This window comes from Shewanella sp. WXL01 (assembly GCF_012263345.1).
Lineage (GTDB): Bacteria > Pseudomonadota > Gammaproteobacteria > Enterobacterales > Shewanellaceae > Shewanella > Shewanella maritima.
The window spans coordinates 1,038,804-1,057,371 of the sequence record NZ_JAAIKQ010000001.1 but is presented as its reverse complement, the minus strand read 5'-3'; the positions used below and the strand labels follow the sequence as shown (position 1 = coordinate 1,057,371).

Below are 18,568 nucleotides of genomic sequence, written 5' to 3'. Positions count from 1 at the left end.
GCTTGATTTTGATACCTAACTTGCGTGGTGATAGCCTTACGCAGTTTTCAAAGGTCGTGGAAGAGGTAGGTCGTGCAAAGTATTGTCAGAGTTTTTTGTATATTTTTAGTAGTAGTCAGTGGAACAGTCATAAGCCAAACTTATCTCGTGAAAGGCCCAAATTATGCTCAAGAGATAAAGACTCTTGCAGGCCAAGAAGTCATGGTGTCGCGGAGTGATTCGTTTACTGTGATGTTAATGCCCATAAAAGAATTACTTGCAGCAGGTAAGCCTGTCAGGCTTGCTTTAGCTATTACTAACCATACTAAAGAAAGAATCATTCTCTCAGCTAATTCAGTGAGTATCCATGATAGGAAATCTGAACTAGGTCTACTTTCATTTGAACAATTAATGGATAGCTACAAACAAGATCCCGAATCAGGACAACTTGCACTTTCTGCACTCAATTCGCTCAAAATGAGGTCATTATTTGTAACTAATCAAGCTGATTTAATCTTAGGTTTTTCATTGGCAGAGCAAGATAGTGTATTGGTCGATAAACCTAACATCGATGCATTGTCGGGAGCGACTAAAAAACAAGCGGCAAACAGTGCAAAAGTTCGGGAGCAAGCGAAAAAACTGTATGCGTGGAATACTCGCAAAACAAAAGCTGCGCTAACGATTACACCGGCAACGAACTTTATTGCAGAGTTGCATTCTCAGGCAATGTTACTGGGTGATAGTGATGCTAAGCTGACAGTTTCGCTAAATATAGCCGATGAAAAACATCAGTTCTCCTTTTCCCCTAAAAGGGATTAACAGGTAGATTATTGTGTCTTCGGGGGACAGATGTTTTCCTGGCTTATCTGGTGTGATGAGTCTGATCTTCTTTGCGATAAATGTCGTTAAAACAATACCTAACTGTCTAGTTCCATTAACTTTTGCAATAGGTAATCAGCCGCTAAAGAGAGTTCATCTTCATGTCTGTACACGCAATCTGCCATCCATTGATAGTGAGGTCCTCCCTCGAGAGAAATTTCAACTAGATTGTCAGACCTTAAGACGGTTTTTGATGATATATCTGGTACAACACTCCAACCCACACCTTCCTCTACCAAGCTGAGTAACTGGCTCAAATTATTGGTCACTATTACTTGATCACTCACGACGTGGGATTTATCCATACTTAAATCATAAACCGTTTCATAGACGATTTGAGGGATTAAGTGCAGTTGCTCCTCGGTAACGACCTCCCCTGGATGAAACTTATCAGCGGGAGCGGCAAACAGTAAGCCAAAGCTAAAAACATTGACCAAAGTGAGCTGGCTTGACTTCTTAAGTGTTGATAGTTGTAACCCAATATCAGCCTTTCCAGTTTCAACCCAACGGGTTACCTCTCGGGTTGTGCCAACCAAGACTTCAATAGCTGCATCGGGATATTGCTGAGCTACTGCTTTACAGCAAGCACTGACTTCGTTACATACTAAAAAACTATCTACAGCCAAAATAACATTATTGTTATCTGGCAACTGTACACTGTTTAATAACAAATTGAGCTTCAATGATTCATTCAGAGCTCGTCTAGCGGCGGAAAGTAATCGTGTTCCTGTCTCTGTAATTTCTAGACTCTTGGGCTTTCGTACAAACAGCACTAGGTTGTTTGACTCTTCAAGCGCAGCTACCAATTGAGATATTGCTTGAGAGCGCTTGTTGAGTTTAGTTGCTGCCGCTTGGAAACTTCCCATTTCTGCGGTTGTTACAAATGCTTGAAGCTGGGCAAGAGAAAAATTCATATAAGGCCTACATATCGTTTTGCATTTAATCAACCGATCCCCTGCAATCTAATGACAACTGCATGGCATCACCGAGAGAGTACGATGTGAAAGCCACTACAAAGCGGTTAATATCGATACTGTCAATTTGAGCTAGCCAACCAAAACAATCTGCAGCGATATCTGCTATATCTTTGATAATCATAGTAACTGATTACACTCATTCGGATACACTCCACTAAGCATCCAGTTTAAAAAAATGTTGTGTGGCGATTCAATCCTGAAATCGAGCAAATCATTAAAGAAAAAAGCAACACTGATAGCACTTGCAGTGACTTAGCGATTTCAGAATAAAATTAAGCAAAAGAGTGTTAGCTACTTAACCATTTATTGAGTGCCATTGCCGAAACTTACACAAAAAACCGCCTAAAAAGGCGGTTTTTTTAATTATCTAACTTAGTCGCTTTACCTCAAACAACTAGTAACCCGTGCTAGCGATTGGGTCCCAGTGTTTTTCGATCTCTTGCTTGATAAAGGCGTCTTTAGCCTTTTGTGCATCCGACTCAACAAAGCCGATGGCCTTGTGGGCCGCCTCTTTGGTGCTGATATCTGGATACTGCGGCTCGCTGGCACCAATATGTCCAGCGACAAACTTAAGCACGTTGCGGGCATCGGTTACCTGCTCAATGGCTTTATCTAGTAAAGCGTGACCCTCTTGTGGATTATGAGCATAAAGGCCGTGTGATGCCATGGCAAAATCCCAGCGCCATTGGGCATGGCGAATCCCCATAATCGCATCATTCATCATTGGCCAAGTAGCACCAGCATCCCAGGCCGCTTTTGCTTCATAGTGAGCTTTTACAAGTAAATCCTCTACCTTGCGAGCTTTAGCATCAATGTCCTTTTTGTGTTTATCAAGGGTTGAGGTAAGCTCAGCTTGGCTCTCATGGCAGCCTGCACAAGCACTGTCGAAATGCTGTAGAGAATTGCCCACTTGATGGTCAGTGTACTCATTACCTTTAGCATCTGTTGCAGCTGGCATGTGGCAAGTCACGCAGGTGACGTTGACTTCGGCATGTTTGCTGCGACTCCAGTGCTCAAACTCTGGGTGACGCGCTTTTAAAATTGGCGTTTTCGAAATTGGATGGATCCACTCGTAAAAACGGCGTGTGTCGTAGTATTTCTCGATATCGTCAGCCGTGTTGCCGAAAATCCACGGAATATTCACCTTGTTCTTGCGCTCGGGCTGGAAGTAATAAGTCACATGGCACTGACCACAGGTTTGCGCCCCTTGCATCGCGCTAGATTGCTTTTCAAACGGCAGGTGTACTTTTGCCATGGCGTCTTGTGCATGAGGACGTGGTAAAGCCAGCTTAGCGCTGCCATCGATATGACAATCGCTACAGTAAACCACTGACTTTATCTCTTGCCCTAAATCGACAAAGTTAGCATCACTAAATCCTTCAACACCCATTTCTTTCATCAGTCTTGGCGCATCGGGCGTTTTACAAGTCCAGCAACTTGCCGATAAACCTTTTTCGCCTGCCGGTACGGCCGTGCCAGTGCGCAGAGTACGTGACACATCGGCTACAGCAAATTGGTGACCTCTTGGGCTACGGTACTCTTTGGCAAACGAGCTACCCGCCCACAAGATAATGCTGGCAGGATAATGCGCCAACATGTCTTCTGACTCAGACTGGGTTTGGGTAGCAGCCCAGGTTTCAAACTGCTTAGGAAACTTAACCTGATTAGCATCCGTTTTCGGCTGAGCAACTGCAGTGAGGGGCAACAGTAACGCCACACCACACCACTTTAAAAAACTAGTACGACTCTCTCTCATCATTTTGTCCTACTCATCAATTTAGATTCTTACCCTGGGCGACCATCAACTCGTGGTCGAGATAATATGGGAGCATAAAACCAAACAAACATACCAAAACCCAAAGACCAACAAGCGCCAGCTAACCATAGCCACATTTGAGTGTGCTCTGGCATCCACAGCGGCATCACAGCTCTTAGCAGACCAGCAATAGGCAAACACACAAAGGCCAACACCATATTTGGCCCTTGATAAATATTACGACTGGTATGCCCTAGTGATACCCGCGATATCATCGACAAGCATAATGACGCTAACCCACCTACGGCAAATAAGTGCAGCAAGGTGCGATAAGCAAACTCATTGTTGACATGCCATGCCATGGCGAGCAAGGTGACTGGCAGTGCAAGGTATGAAACATGTAATGACCACAACATAGGTTCTTTTAAGGTTTTGTGGCCTTGCCAACGACTAAAGCGCACTAACTGCAATAATCCGGCGGCGGCAAGAATGACCTGCTCGACACCTTTTGGCAACATATGCGTCAAAGCTTGTACAAATAGCGTGATCATCAGCAAGATTATGCACCAATCTAACCCTACAATTGGCTCAGGCTTGTCGGCTTTCATGCGCATCGCGGTAAAAAACGGGATAACCCTGCCGCCCACAATGGTTATCACTACAGCAACCCACCAAATCATCGCCTGCCAAATCTGCGTAGAGAGCGAGAAATCACGACTATATAAAGCGTAGTAACTGAGTAAGTTAACGAGCGCGGCAACCGTTAATAGGATAGGAAAACCAATATTGCGCCACTGTTTAACCCTGTAAATACAGCGCCACAGCACACCTGCACTAATTAATAAAAATGCACTATCAAATATAGCTGGCAATATTAGGGGAATATTAAACGGCAACAGCAGCAATAAACGGGCTGCGAGCCAGCAGGCAAAGATAAGTGCTAGCGACTTACCTTTTACTGAGGGTTGATTGGTCCAAGTTTGCACTGCGGTAAGCAAAAAGCCACACACTATCGCTAGGGTAAAACCAAATAGCATTTCGTGAGGATGCCACCAAAGCGGCAGCACATTTGCCCAAAACTCACCGTTAAACAAGCTGTATTTAGGGGTATACCATCCCATCAGCCACAGCGGAATGTACAACATGGCAAGTGCAGCGCCGCCAAGGAAGAATGGCCTAAAGCCAAGTCTGAAAATTGCGGGAGTGGTTTCTACCTGCTTAGGGTCGTCGATATTGAGCATAGGTAAACTCTTTCACAGCTATAAGAAATTGACCCCGCTACTATAACACCTAAACATGCATTTAATATACATGTTTAATATTTTTGCGACTGAGGTCAATATTCAGCATAAACTAAAAAGCGCTAAGTGGTTAATGTGGCGAGCATAAATGTACCGAGAACCCAAAATGCATTGTGAACTTAAAATGCATGGAGAAAATATGAAGTAAGCCTCAAAGTCTCAGCTTAGACTATTCGTCAGATGAGTTAGCCGAAAATTGGATTAACTAGAAAAATGAGTTAACCCAAACCTAAGACTTCTTCAATGCGGCTAGCACTTCAATCGCGCGGGTACGAGCAAAGCTATGCTCTACAATCGGCGATGGATAACAGACGGCCTGCGCTTGTTCACCACTAGCATTAACGCCACTAGTGTCACTCATATTAGCACTAGCACTAACATTAACATCGGCGAACATATCTATCACTCTTGGTTCATTGTACTTAGCCTGACTCTCACTTTTGGAGTGCGTATTACCGAGATAGCCCCCACCGCTTGGAGGTTTGTGCAAAAGCTTAGGAGCGACGTTATTTAGCTCAGGCACAAAGCGTTTGATAAATATAGCTTGCGGGTCAAACTTCTCACTTTGCAAATACGGGTTGAATACTCGAAAATACGGCTGAGCATCACAACCCGTGCCTGCCGACCATTGCCAGCCACCATTATTGGCAGCAAGGTCACCATCAATCAGCTTTTGTCTGAAATATCTCTCGCCCCAACGCCAGTCCACCAGCAAGTGTTTGGTTAAAAAGCTAGCAACAATCATCCGCAATCGGTTATGCATCCAACCAGTTTGATTGAGTTGTCGCATGGCGGCATCTACTATCGGGTAACCTGTGCGCCCCTCACACCAAGCTGCAAATTCATCAGCGTCATTGCGCCATTCAATTCCATCACCAAGAACATTGAAATTAGCGTTTTTACTTAAGCGTGGAAACGCCGCAAGTAAGTGGCGGTAAAACTCTCGCCAAATAAGCTCGTTAATCCATGTTTTACACACACTGGTTTCATTGACTAAAGCATCAGGATAATAGAACAATACAGCGGCAATACACTGGCGAGGACTCAATACCCCCAAAGCCAAATAGGGCGATAAACTACTAGTACCATCAATGGCAGGGATATCTCGCTTAGCTGAATACTGACTAATATGTCCTTCAATGAACTGATTTAAGCGCTCACTCGCAGCCTCCTCGCCCGCACTCCACTGTTCACTTGACACGCGCTCGATATAACTATCACCAAGCTCAAACCTAACAGGCTCATATGCAACTTGGCTCCCCTGCTCACATCCATGTATAACTTCGGGCACAGGCAGAGGAGTAAAAGACTCAGACATAGCTTTGGCTCGCCACTGCTTACTAAACGGCGTAAACACCTTATACATGTCACCGCTTAGGTTGGCGACACTACCAGGTGTAATGGCGCAGTGCTGCTCAAATAGGTTTAAGCTAATGCTTTTACTTTCAAGCAGCGCATGTAGCCGAGCATCACGCTGGCGCTCGTTGTGTTCCAGTTCACTCGATGCGTAAATAGCCTTAATGTCATGCTGTGCAACATAAGCTAATAACAGCTCATCAACGCCATCAAAATCATCACAGGTGAGCACATCTAGCTCAATGCCCAGCTTGGCAAGGTTCTCGCCCAGCAAATTGACATGACGCTCAATAAAGTCGATTTGCATAGCGCCAACATCATGGGCAAGCCACTGTTTAGGCGTAACAATATAGGTCGCACGCAATTGGGCTGTTGAGGCCGCATTTGCTTCAGTGACAGTGGCTGTTTTCGCATCTACGACAGTAGCAGTGTTGCGCGAGCGAATGTCGCTGCAGGCTTGATAAAAAGCCTTATTGTCCGCCAGGCGTAGATCCTGACGGAACCAGATCAATGAGTTCATAGTTAGCTAATAAAAGTTGGTGACAGTACTGTTATTGAAAACTGTGGTTAACGCTAGTAGGCGTAACGTAAACGCATCTCTTCAGGGTGTGGGTTTAAATACACCTGATCTTCAATGTAAGGCGTTGGAAACTGAGCCAAATAATGGTTAATTAGTGTAATTGGCACCAGCAGGGGCACAAGTCCTTCGCGATACTTCATAATGCTTTGGGTCAGCTCTTGCTTTTGAACTGGAGAAAGCTGCTTTTTAAAATAGCCTTGAATGTGTTGCAAAGTGCTAGTGTGATTTTTTCTAGTGGCGCGAATTTTTAGCGCGGTCATAAAGCCATCAAAATAAGCATCAGCCGTAGCGTCAAGGTCTTGAATATCTGCAAGCAGAGGCCCTAACTCACGATACCAAACTGGGCTATGCGCCATCAGCAAATACTTATAGCGAGAGTGAAACTTAATTAGCTTGTGCTTGGTTAAACCTGAGCGGCGCATTTGCTGCCAATCATTGTGTGCATAAACGCGGGTGAAAAAGTTCTCTCTCAGTACCAGATCATGCAAACGCCCTGATTCTTCAACAGGCAGGTGCGGATAGGTAGCCATTAACTTTTTAGTGAATACACCAACACCATCTTTGCTGCCGTTGTTGGTATCGATTTTATATTCGGTTACGCGCTCCATCCCACAAGTGGGCGATTTGGCACAAACGATATAGCCATCAAGGTGCGCAAGACTGGGAATTTTTTTATCGCTAAAAGCTTCAAGCTGCTCGGTAACGTCCAAGCTACCGTCTGCGCTGCGCACATATAGTTTGTCGCCATCTCGCACTTGACGAATACTTTTGCGGGGCGCGCCCATACCGATCGCCATTTCAGGGCATACTGGCACGTAATCAAAAAATGGAGCGATTTCTTTCTTGCAGTATAGCGACTGCTTATGCCCGCCATCAAAGCGAACCTTTTCGCCCAGCAAGCAGCTACTAATACCAATATTAATCTTGTGTACACCTTGCTCAGAAACTTGTTCCATAATCACCTCACCTGACCAATCTAAGTTGGGTTCCTTGGCTTGCTAAAAACTGAAGCTCACCTTCATGACAAGCATTAAAATCGTTTTTAAAGTATACGCTTAACAGACAAAAAAGGTTTAATTTCAAGGATAAAACTAAAAAATAATTACACTAAAATTGGCATAAAAAAAGCAGAGTCTAGACTCTGCTTTTTGGCTTTGTAACATTTAGATTCTATGCGGCATGCTTTTTAGATACCTTGGCAAAAATTTCCAGCCCCCATACAAGGCCGATTCCCACCAAGCAGCACACAATCGCGATACCAATTTGTGCCGACTCACCACTGACCACCTCAAACTGCATTGGTGATAGGTTAGCTTCGGTTAGCGGCACCTGCTCACCTTTTGAATTGGTGCGCCAGGTTAGCACTTCTTTCCATGGCCAAATTTTGCCGAGAGTGCCAAGCATTAAACCGGTCAAGAACATTAAGGTTTCATCATGGAATTTGCGCAGCAATGCTGATAGCACATGACTAAAGCTAAGCAGACCAATACCACAACCCGCAGCAAAACAGCCAAGAGATACCACATCAAAGCCTTTAGCTGCCGCAAGTACTGCAGGATACAAACCAAGCAGTAGCAAAATAAAGCTGCCAGAAATACCCGGCAGGATCATCGCACAAATGGCAATTGCACCACCAATGAAGAAGGTTAAATAGTTAGCTTCCAACTCGATAGGATTCAGCACCGTGATAAACCAAGCAAATGCCACACCGGCAATAAACAAGGCGATACGCGCAGCGTTAAAGCCTTTTACCTGTTTGACCATATGGATAACCGAAAACAGAATTAAGCCGAAAAAGAATGACCACACCGGGATGGGTTGGTTCGCCAGCAGCCAGGAAATAATCTTCGCCAAGGTGAAAATACTGGTGAGAATACCGCCAAACACGCAAACCAAAAACGGGCCATTAATATGTAAAAATGCCGCTTTAATACCTTGCTGCTTAATAATGCCGAATAATGACGGGTTAATTTTGCGAATTGCGTCTAACAAAGGGTCAAGAATCCCTGTAATAAAAGCGATAGTACCACCCGAAACCCCTGGTACTACGTCGGCGGCGCCCATTGCCATGCCTTTTAGATAGTTAAGCAAGTAATTCAAAACAAACCCTTATTTATATAGATAATGATGGATTATAACCAGCTTCTATAGCCGTATTAACCCCATGATACTGCAATCTTTGAATAATTATCGTTTCAAAAGTGTTAATAACAGTGTTAACCTCATCCGACCAGATGAAGAAAGATAATATAGAAACCCACTCTACAGACACAGAAACTCGGCGCGAGTTCCGCTCTATCCGGTTTAAGGACAATACCGCTATGACAACAAAAACCAATAAAGTGATGGCACTTTACAAAAAAGTGACCAGTTATCCTTTCGGCAATCATATCTTCTCAAAAATGGTGTCACGCATGGCGCCTTACTTTGGCACGGTTAAACCTTATGTTCAGTCACTCACAGCTAACCGTTGTGAAGTGCTGATTAAAAAACGTAAAGGTGTGCAAAATCACATAGGCACAGTACATGTCATTGCGATTTGTAATGGTTTAGAAATGGCAATGGGCACCATGGCTGAGGCGTCTATTCCTAAGCACCTGCGCTGGATACCAAAAGGCATGAATGTAGAATATACAGCTAAAGCGGGCAGCGATATTTTGTGTGTAGCGCAGGTTCATCCTGACCAATGGCAAGTGGGCGACCTGTATGTTGATGTAAAAGCTTATGACACTGAAGGTGTGGTAGTCGTTGATGGCAAAATTAAGCTGTGGATCACCGAAAAGCCGGTTAAGTAAATCAATACACAAACCAATCGTCAGCTATCACTGATGATTAAACAGTTAAGGCAACCGTTTGAGTTGCCTTATTTTTTTGTTATAGACTCGGGCGTTAAGCCGCTTTAAACTCGAACAACTAGCAACAGCCCAATTTTGTCGAATGGAACTCGTCATGACCACTAACCACTCAACTCCCTTACCTCAAGCGCTGCATAGCCAAAGCACTGGAATAGGCACTGAAGCCGATCTGCAAGCAAGCATACAAACCAAGCCAAAAGCTGACTCAAGCTATGAAACTAGTGCAGCAACAACTCGCACACGCTTCGCTAACCTTGATGCAATTCGCGGCCTAGCTCTACTTGGCATCTTCTTTCTCAATATCCTGATGATGAGTAACTCACTGATGGGTTACGCGCCCCACTCGCCCGAAATTGCCAGTGACATAGCAGTAGGTGTGTTTACCAGCATCTTTTTAGAAGGGCGCTTTATCAGCTTGTTTTCTATGTTGTTTGGGGTGGCTCTGCTACTACAAGTGCAGAAAGTCACGCAACACAATGAGCTAACTCCACTAGCAGCGACGCCAATAAAACAGCGCCTTAAATGGTTAATTTTATTTGGCTTTGCCCATGGCTGCTTATTGTTTCCGGGCGATATTTTACTGACTTATGGTGTATGCGGCTTATTGATTTATCGCTACACCCAGTTGAGTGTCGATGAGTTATACACCAAGGCGAAAAAGTTTATCGCCATTGGTTTTGTCGTCTTTTTGCTCATGACACTTATCCCACTTGATGAAGAATGGCATCGTGGTAGTGAGCTGTTTAATCAAGAGCTTGCAATTTGGACCGGCAGTTACGTCTACCAGCTAGTACATCAGGTTGGGCTGACATTTTTGATGATTTTCATGCTGCCGATATCAACCTTGTGGTTCTGCTCTGGGCTAATGGTGCTTGGCATGGCGCTGTGGAAACAAGGCTATTTTGAGCAAGGCTTTAGCCAAACGCAGCTAATAAAATTCGCTGCTGCAAGCTTGCTGTTAAGCGCTTTAGACTGTGGATTACGCTATAGCGGCAATGCAACACTTGTCCAAGCGTCTGCCGCTATTATGACGATCAGTGCGATACCAATGGCGGCTATTTACCTGCATATTATTGTTAAACTGTGCCAAAACAACCCATTAAAACTGCAGTGGCTGCAAAATGTCGGCAAGTTGTCACTAAGCCTGTACATACTGCAATCAATTATTGGTGTGAGTTTACTTAGGTTTATCTTCCCGCAGTGGCAGAGCGAGTTTAATCTTATCGATTATTTCCTATTGGCGCTGGGCGTCGCGGCGGCTCAACTAGTGATCGCCAATGTGTACGTAAGAGTATTTAAGCAAGGGCCATTAGAAAAGCTATTACGTTTGCTTGCCAAACCAAAACTGCAATAGCATTAAAAATAAACTGAATGTAAAGGAGTCGTCAGTGAAACCTCTCAAGACTATAAGCAACGATTTATACCAAGTTATAGAATCTATCCGCTCAACGCTGAAAGCCAGCATTAAGCTAGTAACCTCACGCGCGAGTACAGTGTTATCGACTAGCTTAGTTATTGCTTTGCTTAGTAGTTGCGTCAGCTGGGTGACTCCCAAGGTTGAATCAGAGCTTGTTGAACTTGAGCAAGGCGAATATCAGCTTGATAAAAACCATGCCGCGCTCTTATTTAAAATCGGCCACCTTGGGCTATCGGCCTATGTTGGGCGCTTTAATGACTTTGATGCCAGCCTAAGTTTTGATCCAAATAATATGACCCAGGCCAAAATGCAGGCAAGCGTGACGATAAAATCGTTAGACATTAATAACGCTGAACTATCTGACACCTTAATGGGCGACAGTTGGTTTGATGAGCAGCGATATCCGCAAGCTGTCTTTACCTCTACATCTGTAACCCCAATTAGCGACAACCAATTTAATTTCAATGGCGAGCTCACCTTGCACGGCGTAACTAAGGCAGTAAGCTTTGCGGCGACCTTTCATGGCGGCGCAGATAATTGGATGACAGGCAAATACACCCTAGGCTTTAGCGCGAGCGGCACCATTAAACGCTCTGATTTTGATATGGGCAGCTATGTACCGCTTATTGGCGATGAAGTGACGTTGGAGATTTATGCCGAGTTCGTCAAATAAAGTGCTCGTGAAGTAAAAAGGCTCGTGAAGTAAAAAGGCTAGTGAAGTAAAAAGCGAACTTTGTATAAATGTGAATGAGTAATCCAAAAGGCGAAACGAAAACCGCTACAATAGCGACCTTGTCCCCCTCAGTAACAAACCGAGACTCACTAAATTGATAAAGCTTATTGCACTTATTTGTGCCCCGCTGTTTGCCGCTGTTATCTACTCGCTGAATGTTGATGCCTTATGGCTATGGTTAGGCATTTGCCTGTGGAGTTTTTGCCTATACGCCATAGATAAGCTTTGCGCCATTAAAGGCTGGCAACGAGTATCTGAAAAAATGCTGCTAGTTAGTGGTGCCTTTGCTAGCTGGCCAGCGGCCTATTTCGCTCAGCAGAGCTTACGACACAAGACTCAAAAACAGCCTTTCAAGCGTAACTTCTATCTAATCGCGGTATTGCAAACCTGCATTATCGCCAGCTTGGGGTACTTCCTGTTTCAGTCGCAATCTCTGAACATCCCCTACATCAGTAAATGGACAAATTGACGATCGATTTAACAAACGCGATTATTTAACAAAACGAGAGCATTAAAATAAACAGCAACCTACTTAGGGGATAAATGGGCTTTGAGAAAGCAAGCCTCTTTAGCAGGGATGCTAAAGCGGAGCCATCATGGATGATTTCACGGCGTCTTGCGCGATCAAAGCTCATTTGTCCAAATAAAAGACTGACACCAACCTTATCGACATCTAGATTTACTATCGTCTGATATCAATAGATACGATACACTCACCCTGTTAATCAAACTAGCTGACGAACTTATAAAATTTATCGGCGTTCAGTATTCACACCTAAAGGTTAAAGATAAAACTATGAAAATGTTACTAGCGGTATTTTGCATCGCAGGGGTAATTTTTTACTTCTTCACTCAATCAAACAACTCAAAAAAAGCTGCAGAGAATATCGAAAAAGGTAAAGTCTTTTTAGCCGAAAACGCCAAACGTGAAAGCGTTGTAGAAACCCTATCTGGCCTGCAATATGAAGTATTGGTTAAAGGTGAAGGTACTGAACATCCAAAAGCGACTGACAAGGTGACAGTGCACTACCACGGCACACTTATCGACGGCACAGTGTTTGACAGCTCAGTTGATCGCGGTGAAACCATTGCCTTCCCACTAAATCAGGTGATTAAAGGCTGGACTGAAGGCGTACAGCTGATGACAGTTGGCGATAAGTTCCGTTTTTATATTCCAAGCCAATTAGCCTACGGCAACCGCGCTGCAGGTAAAATTGAAGGCGGCTCTGTACTGATTTTTGATGTTGAGCTATTTGCTATTAACTAATACCAATTGACACAAGTTTTTGATCATTCTTACTGATTAAAACCGCTTATAACTTCGTTAGAAATTTTGTAGGTAGAACAACTAGCTAGCTGCAATTTCCGCCTTGTTCTAAGCGATTTTTCCTGTGTAATCTCTGATCACTTATTTATCCCAATTGGTATAACAAGTTCATGCACCTATTCTAAAGCTCACGCTATAAACAACAAAGCCTACAAATTTGTAGGCTTTGTTGTATTAAACTGAGTGTTTGCGCCGCTACTTAATATAATCAATGCCCCTTGTTTTAGCATTAATCTCCAACTCATTTTGCGCCGCTATAAATGCTTTTACCGCACGTGAATGAAACTCGCGGCGGTAAAGGGTATAAACAACGAGTAAACTAGCAATAATCAGCGCATGTGGGTTCCAAAACCAACATAGGCTAGCCATGGCAAAGTAATAACAACGAAGGCCATAGTTATAGGCATGAGCTGCTTGATCGCCAACCGTTGCCATTTGTCTGGCATAGGCGAATAATGCCTTATCACGCCCAGTACTGTCATATGGCGCCGCACCTATCATCACATTTAAAAAACCATATTGGCGCATCGCCCAAGTGAAATGAAAAAAGGCGAGCACAAAAATACCCACCAGCACCCCTAGCTTAACTTGCACTAGCGCATGGTTAGGCGCAGAAGCATACGGAATGGAATTAATCACTTCTTCAAGTTTATCAACTTGAGCAAATAGGGTTAATACACCGGCAAGCACCAGCAAGGTCGACGAAGCAAAAAAGGCAATGTTGCGCTCGATGTTTGCCATTAACGCCGCTTCCCCCACTCTCACATCACGGCTGAGTAACGAATTCATCCAGTGAATACGGTGTTGGTGTAAACATCGAGAAATACAGTCGGTGTTTTTAGCCTTTAAGCGAGAAAAGTTAGTGTAGCCAATCCAACAGGTGGCAAAACACAAAAAAGCGATGGTATCGATTAAAGAGAAGCTCATAAATGACGGTTCCGAGGCGCACAAGCCATTATTATGCCTAATATAAAGTGTTGGTTAAACAAGCAAGCTAAATGGGGATTCAACGCCCCTGACACAGATACTTTTGCACTAGATACTCTTCGATGCCCTCTTTGCCACCTTCCCGCCCATAACCTGAAGCTTTAATGCCACCAAATGGTGCAACTTCGGTAGAGATAAGCCCAGTATTGATCCCAACCATGCCATAGGCTAACTCTGCGCCGAAACGGTGAATGTGGGATACATTCTGACTATAGACGTAAGCCGCTAACCCAAATGGGGTGTCATTGGCATAGTTAATCACCTGTTCGATATCATCAAACGCAATAATTGCTGCAACAGGGCCAAAGGTCTCTTCCTTTGCAAAGCGCATACCGTGACTGGCGTTAGTTATTATTGTTGCGGGATAAAACAACCTTTTTGTCGCCTTGCCACCACATACCAGTGTTGCGCCATTGGCAATCGCATCATCAACATGTTGCTGAACTTTTTCCACCGCAGCCTGATTAATCAAAGGCCCTAAATGAACGTCATTATCAAAGCCATTACCAAGATTTAGCTTGGCGACTTTATTGGTAAATTGCTGGCAAAACTCAGCGTAAATAGCACGATGAACATAGATACGATTGGCACACACGCAGGTTTGGCCGCTGTTACGGAATTTAGATTGAATCAAGCCATCAACGGCATCTTCAATAATGGCATCATCCATAACAATAAACGGGGCATTTCCACCTAATTCAAGCGATAGCTTAGTCACGTTGCTGGCACTTTGACGGATAAGCTGCTGCCCGACAGCAGTGGAGCCTGTAAACGACAGCTTTTTAATGATTGGGTTTTGACAAAATTGCCCACCTATCATGACTGCATCACCTGTCACCACATTAAATAATCCTGCCGGAATGCCTGCTTGCTCAGCAAGCGAAGCTAGCGCAAATGCAGTAAATGGCGTTGCTGGCGCAGGCTTGACGATTATGGCGCAGCCCGCTGCCAACGCCGGAGCTGCTTTACGAGCAATCATAGCCGCAGGGAAATTCCACGGTGTTATCGCGGCGCAAACGCCTACTGCTTGCTTTACCACAGTGAGCTGCAGCTGCGCTTGATGGGCTGGAATAACCTCGCCATACACGCGTTTCGCTTGCTCAGCATACCACTGCACATAGCTAGCAGCGTAATTCACCTCGGCTAATGCCTCCGCTAACGGCTTACCTTGCTCTGTGGTAATTATCTGCGCAAGTGACTCTTGGTTAGCAACAATTAACTCATACCATTTTTGCAACAATGCTGATCTATGCTTTGCGGTTTGTGCCTGCCAGCTTGTTTGCGCCTGCTGCGAAAATATCATTGCCTGACTCAATTGAGTTTCGCTGATCTTCGGCGAGTAACCAATCACCTCACTCGTTGCAGGATTAATCACAGCATCAGTTTCACCTCCTTCCCCATCACACCACTTACCAGAGATATAGCATTGCTGCTTGAATAGCGGATTCGCCGCAAGCTTTGGTAATGACTTCAAGATACTTTCTTCTCTGTTCTTGAGTGACTTCTTGGGTGACTTAGTGGACGAGTTCTTGGATGAATTAGTGGGCGAGTTCATGGATGATTGACCTAGTTATGCTGCACAAATAACTTCTAACAATAATCGCACTATAGCACAGCAAACTGCTTGCTATCACCGCCGCAGCTTAAAGCTGCAAGACACAAAAAAGCCTCTAACAATAGAGGCTTGATGTTAATTTTTACTGTGGATTACTTAATTTCAGTATCGCTTGATGCTCTAGCAAAGCAGTCACTTTCTAATTGGCACTTAAAGCTGTCCCAATTAGACATTAAATCTTTTAACTGCTCATCACGCTGAGGGAATTTACCAGCCAAATTTGCCAGTAATGATTTTTGAATTTCACAGATCTCGCTCCAACGAGCGGCATTAGTTACAGCCATAATATCATCCTTAAAGTTATCGATTGCCTTCCATTGCTTACTGTTGTTGATGACTATTTAACTGTTAAATCATATCGTTAGCTTACGCATCTAGTTTAACCATTACTCATCAAGCAAGCGCTAATGTAATAAAAGTGTAACATAGAACTCATCGCGTGCTATTAAATGTACAAACTGTTACAAAGTGATACGAGATGACAAGCCTATCTACCTAGCTCACACACTCGAACATGAGTGGAACGATACCATTGTTGTCAGCAGGTTATGTTGTTAGAGTCGTTAAGGAACACGGAGAGTATGCCTATGTTAGACACAATTATAAAAATCACCTTCTTAGCTGCCGCTGCCTTTCTTGCTTACAAACTGATTTTCGCAGGAAAAAAAGGGCTGACATTATTTGAAATGCACTATAAAGATGGACGCTTAGATAAACACAAGGGCAAAATTCCAGAAAAGTTTCTTCGCGAAAGCCGCGTCATCGCTAAAAAACACAAGCTCACGTGTACTATTCGCGCTGACCGCTTAGGTGATGTAAGGCTGAATATTTCAGCTAATGTGGGTGACAATATTGCTCAGCAGCTACGCAACGTATTTCCTTTTGAATATTTTGATCGTAAACAAGTCGATAATTCTAAACTTAAGGGCTAAGGGCTTAAATCTGGGGGTCTTAAATATAGAGCCTTAAACCTAGCGCCCGTTAACCTTTGAAATGACTAGAGTCACCTTAGCGACGATGATACCAAACTTAATAATATCGCTTTTGTTAATAATGGTGTTGTCGTCTACAAGGTACATCCAATCGTCAAAATGAACCTGATAGGTATCGCCATCAACGGGCAGCATCATATCGTAACGCCAGCGCAAAGCACTGCCCTTAGCTTGACCCAGTGCTTCACCTAATATGTCATCCGCTCTGCCCTTGTATTTACCATCACCAAGATCTGTCAAATACCAAAAGCGCGTCTGTTTTTCACCATCATCATAGATAAACCACTCTTTTAGCAGCCCTTCATTCCCTTGCCATGATCCTTCCATCGACACGGTGAACTTTCGCACAACTTTGCCTGAATAATCCTCAACTACACCTGCGGCGTATAACTCGCCTTCAAAAAACTTTTTTAAATCAAGTTTGGGATTCGTATCGACATAATCATCAATGCTAGGCGATGCGCAGGATGCCAATAGCAAGGTAAACAAGACAAAAACAAACGCCTTAACTCTATTCATCATTTGCTCCTACGGGGTTTAGCTGTGAGACTTTTTGAGGATGGGAGTTTGGTTGGGCATTTGATAAAGAGTTTAGTGGCGTATTTGACGCTGTCGCGGAGTCAGCGTTTAGAGTATCGCTCGATACTCCTTGAGCATAAGTTATCGACGAATCTACACTTGCTTCAGAATCAATAGATTCAAGAGGTAAGCCAAAACTGTCGCCTAACAATGCTTGCCTAAGGCCGGGTTCACTGGTGTTTTCAGATAACCAAATCGATACAAACGCCTGACTAAAATAGGGAGTTGTGACGGTGTGGACATGCTCATCATTGTACCAAAATGCACCTTCGCCATTGGTGTTAACTTTAAATGTCAGCCTGTCGCCTTGTTTAACATCCGGCCAAGCATGCTTTAGTGAGGGAGCAAACTCATCAATCAAAGACTGCGCCATACCGAGGTGTTGCCATTGATCAACCGTTGCCTCAATTAAGTCGTCAGCTTCAATATCGCGATAATACTCAATGTCCAAAATCAGCGGCTGCTGCTTACTAAAATATCTACCATCTTCAGTAAGTAACTTGGCTCGGTAAACATCAAACCACATAAATGACATTTCTCCTTCGCCCACTAACTTGAACTCTTCAAAGCTAACATTATTGGGTAGAGGCTGAGCAGCCAAATTTTTTGCTACAAGCCCACTACTCACTAGACTCGACATCATTAGCAATCCAGCTAGCGCTGGTGTAGACAGATTTGATTTAGTGGGAAATAGGTTCGATTTATTGGGTAATAGATTGATCATCTTGGCCTCGATTAACTGCGCTCATGTTGGCAATAGCAATCAATACGGGCAGTAAGATAGACCAGATCAAAATTAAAGCTATGACACTGTTGGTCATCGAGTAACCAAGCTCAACCGCGCCAAACTTGTAGCCTGCTAAATAACTAATTGTGCCGAACACGCCACCGAAAATCGCTTGAAGGTAAACAGAGAGGCGAGACAAGAAGCCCAAACTATATTGTAGGCTTATCGCAAAAATTCCCCAAAGCACCATCAGCCACACAGGGGTTGAAGAAAAGATAAAAAAGCCAGAAAAGATGAGCGCAGCATCAACACTGATACCAATTAGTGAAACAAACCACATGACGCGCAAATCACGCATTTTGTGTTTTGATAAAACGAAGTGTCCAAGCAACAGCAAGCTAGATAACCACAGGTAAATATTGCCCCAAAGCACACCGAGCCACCAAATAGCCTGAAAGCTAACCAGGTTAAAAATCATCATATACAACGAGGTCATATTTCCTCCTAC

Annotated in this window: 19 protein-coding genes; 7 read left to right on the top strand and 12 right to left on the bottom strand. The window is 44.0% G+C overall.

Going from position 1 to position 18,568, the window contains the following annotated elements; genetic code table 11:
• Nucleotides 1-72: 72 nt before the first annotated feature.
• Nucleotides 73-798, top strand: coding sequence for a hypothetical protein (locus G3R49_RS04550; protein ID WP_167868756.1), 726 nt, complete (start codon nt 73-75; stop codon nt 796-798).
• Nucleotides 799-896: 98 nt separating this feature from the next.
• Here G3R49_RS04550 and G3R49_RS04545 read toward each other — a convergent pair whose 3' ends face one another.
• The 6 genes from G3R49_RS04545 to G3R49_RS04520 form a co-directional block, all read right to left on the bottom strand.
• Nucleotides 897-1,772 (bottom strand): LysR family transcriptional regulator, encoded by an 876-nt coding sequence (locus tag G3R49_RS04545; RefSeq protein ID WP_167868755.1) that lies wholly within the window; start codon nt 1,770-1,772, stop codon nt 897-899.
• A gap of 457 nt (nt 1,773-2,229) precedes the next feature.
• The gene (locus tag G3R49_RS04540; RefSeq protein WP_245335235.1) at nt 2,230-3,591 is read right to left on the bottom strand and encodes an ammonia-forming cytochrome c nitrite reductase subunit c552; all 1,362 of its coding nucleotides are present in this window, start codon (nt 3,589-3,591) and stop codon (nt 2,230-2,232) included.
• 29 nt (nt 3,592-3,620) lie between these two features.
• Complete coding sequence (locus G3R49_RS04535; protein ID WP_167868753.1) at nt 3,621-4,832, bottom strand: NnrS family protein; 1,212 nt, start codon at nt 4,830-4,832, stop codon at nt 3,621-3,623.
• A 289-nt stretch (nt 4,833-5,121) separates the two neighbouring features.
• Nucleotides 5,122-6,768 (bottom strand): deoxyribodipyrimidine photo-lyase, encoded by a 1,647-nt coding sequence (locus G3R49_RS04530; RefSeq protein ID WP_167868752.1) that lies wholly within the window; start codon nt 6,766-6,768, stop codon nt 5,122-5,124.
• Nucleotides 6,769-6,821: 53 nt separating this feature from the next.
• Nucleotides 6,822-7,784, bottom strand: a complete 963-nt coding sequence (locus G3R49_RS04525) for a DUF523 and DUF1722 domain-containing protein (RefSeq protein ID WP_130598070.1) — start codon at nt 7,782-7,784, stop codon at nt 6,822-6,824.
• Between the two features lie 214 nt (nt 7,785-7,998).
• Nucleotides 7,999-8,928 (bottom strand): DUF368 domain-containing protein, encoded by a 930-nt coding sequence (locus tag G3R49_RS04520; protein ID WP_130598071.1) that lies wholly within the window; start codon nt 8,926-8,928, stop codon nt 7,999-8,001.
• Nucleotides 8,929-9,149: 221 nt separating this feature from the next.
• Here G3R49_RS04520 and G3R49_RS04515 point away from each other — a divergent pair, with 221 nt between their 5' ends.
• From G3R49_RS04515 to G3R49_RS04495, 5 genes are all read left to right on the top strand, one after another.
• The gene (locus G3R49_RS04515) at nt 9,150-9,623 is read left to right on the top strand and encodes a hotdog fold domain-containing protein (protein ID WP_167868751.1); all 474 of its coding nucleotides are present in this window, start codon (nt 9,150-9,152) and stop codon (nt 9,621-9,623) included.
• Between the two features lie 154 nt (nt 9,624-9,777).
• Nucleotides 9,778-11,037, top strand: coding sequence for a DUF418 domain-containing protein (locus tag G3R49_RS04510; RefSeq protein ID WP_167868750.1), 1,260 nt, complete (start codon nt 9,778-9,780; stop codon nt 11,035-11,037).
• A gap of 34 nt (nt 11,038-11,071) precedes the next feature.
• Nucleotides 11,072-11,773, top strand: a complete 702-nt coding sequence (locus G3R49_RS04505; RefSeq protein WP_348633906.1) for a YceI family protein — start codon at nt 11,072-11,074, stop codon at nt 11,771-11,773.
• Between the two features lie 154 nt (nt 11,774-11,927).
• Nucleotides 11,928-12,302 carry a DUF1294 domain-containing protein gene (locus G3R49_RS04500; protein ID WP_130598074.1) on the top strand — a complete coding sequence of 125 codons (375 nt, stop codon included), beginning with the start codon at nt 11,928-11,930 and terminating at the stop codon, nt 12,300-12,302.
• 327 nt (nt 12,303-12,629) lie between these two features.
• Entirely contained in the window at nt 12,630-13,100 is a 471-nt protein-coding gene (locus G3R49_RS04495) for an FKBP-type peptidyl-prolyl cis-trans isomerase (protein ID WP_130598075.1), read from the top strand.
• 255 nt (nt 13,101-13,355) lie between these two features.
• Here the strand turns inward: G3R49_RS04495 and G3R49_RS04490 are convergent, their stop codons facing one another.
• The 3 genes from G3R49_RS04490 to G3R49_RS04480 all read right to left on the bottom strand — a co-directional run bounded on the left by G3R49_RS04490 (nt 13,356) and on the right by G3R49_RS04480 (nt 16,046).
• Complete coding sequence (locus G3R49_RS04490) at nt 13,356-14,087, bottom strand: DUF599 domain-containing protein (protein ID WP_130598076.1); 732 nt, start codon at nt 14,085-14,087, stop codon at nt 13,356-13,358.
• A 79-nt stretch (nt 14,088-14,166) separates the two neighbouring features.
• Nucleotides 14,167-15,621 (bottom strand): NAD-dependent succinate-semialdehyde dehydrogenase, encoded by a 1,455-nt coding sequence (locus tag G3R49_RS04485; protein ID WP_245335234.1) that lies wholly within the window; start codon nt 15,619-15,621, stop codon nt 14,167-14,169.
• 233 nt (nt 15,622-15,854) lie between these two features.
• Complete coding sequence (locus tag G3R49_RS04480; protein WP_167868748.1) at nt 15,855-16,046, bottom strand: hypothetical protein; 192 nt, start codon at nt 16,044-16,046, stop codon at nt 15,855-15,857.
• A gap of 303 nt (nt 16,047-16,349) precedes the next feature.
• Here G3R49_RS04480 and G3R49_RS04475 point away from each other — a divergent pair, with 303 nt between their 5' ends.
• Nucleotides 16,350-16,694, top strand: coding sequence for a DUF3634 family protein (locus tag G3R49_RS04475; RefSeq protein WP_167868747.1), 345 nt, complete (start codon nt 16,350-16,352; stop codon nt 16,692-16,694).
• A 39-nt stretch (nt 16,695-16,733) separates the two neighbouring features.
• On the opposite strand, the gene G3R49_RS04470 is transcribed toward G3R49_RS04475, so the two are convergent.
• The 3 genes from G3R49_RS04470 to G3R49_RS04460 are packed head-to-tail and all read right to left on the bottom strand — an operon-like array spanning nt 16,734 to nt 18,556.
• Nucleotides 16,734-17,273, bottom strand: a complete 540-nt coding sequence (locus G3R49_RS04470; RefSeq protein ID WP_167868746.1) for a DUF3833 domain-containing protein — start codon at nt 17,271-17,273, stop codon at nt 16,734-16,736.
• Complete coding sequence (locus G3R49_RS04465) at nt 17,266-18,057, bottom strand: chalcone isomerase family protein (protein ID WP_167868745.1); 792 nt, start codon at nt 18,055-18,057, stop codon at nt 17,266-17,268. The genes G3R49_RS04470 and G3R49_RS04465 overlap by 8 nt, the downstream gene beginning before the upstream one ends.
• A complete protein-coding gene (locus G3R49_RS04460) occupies nt 18,035-18,556 on the bottom strand; it encodes a DUF2878 domain-containing protein (RefSeq protein ID WP_167868744.1) in 522 nt (173 codons plus the stop codon). Before G3R49_RS04460 ends, G3R49_RS04465 begins: the two co-directional genes overlap by 23 nt.
• Nucleotides 18,557-18,568 lie beyond the last annotated feature (12 nt).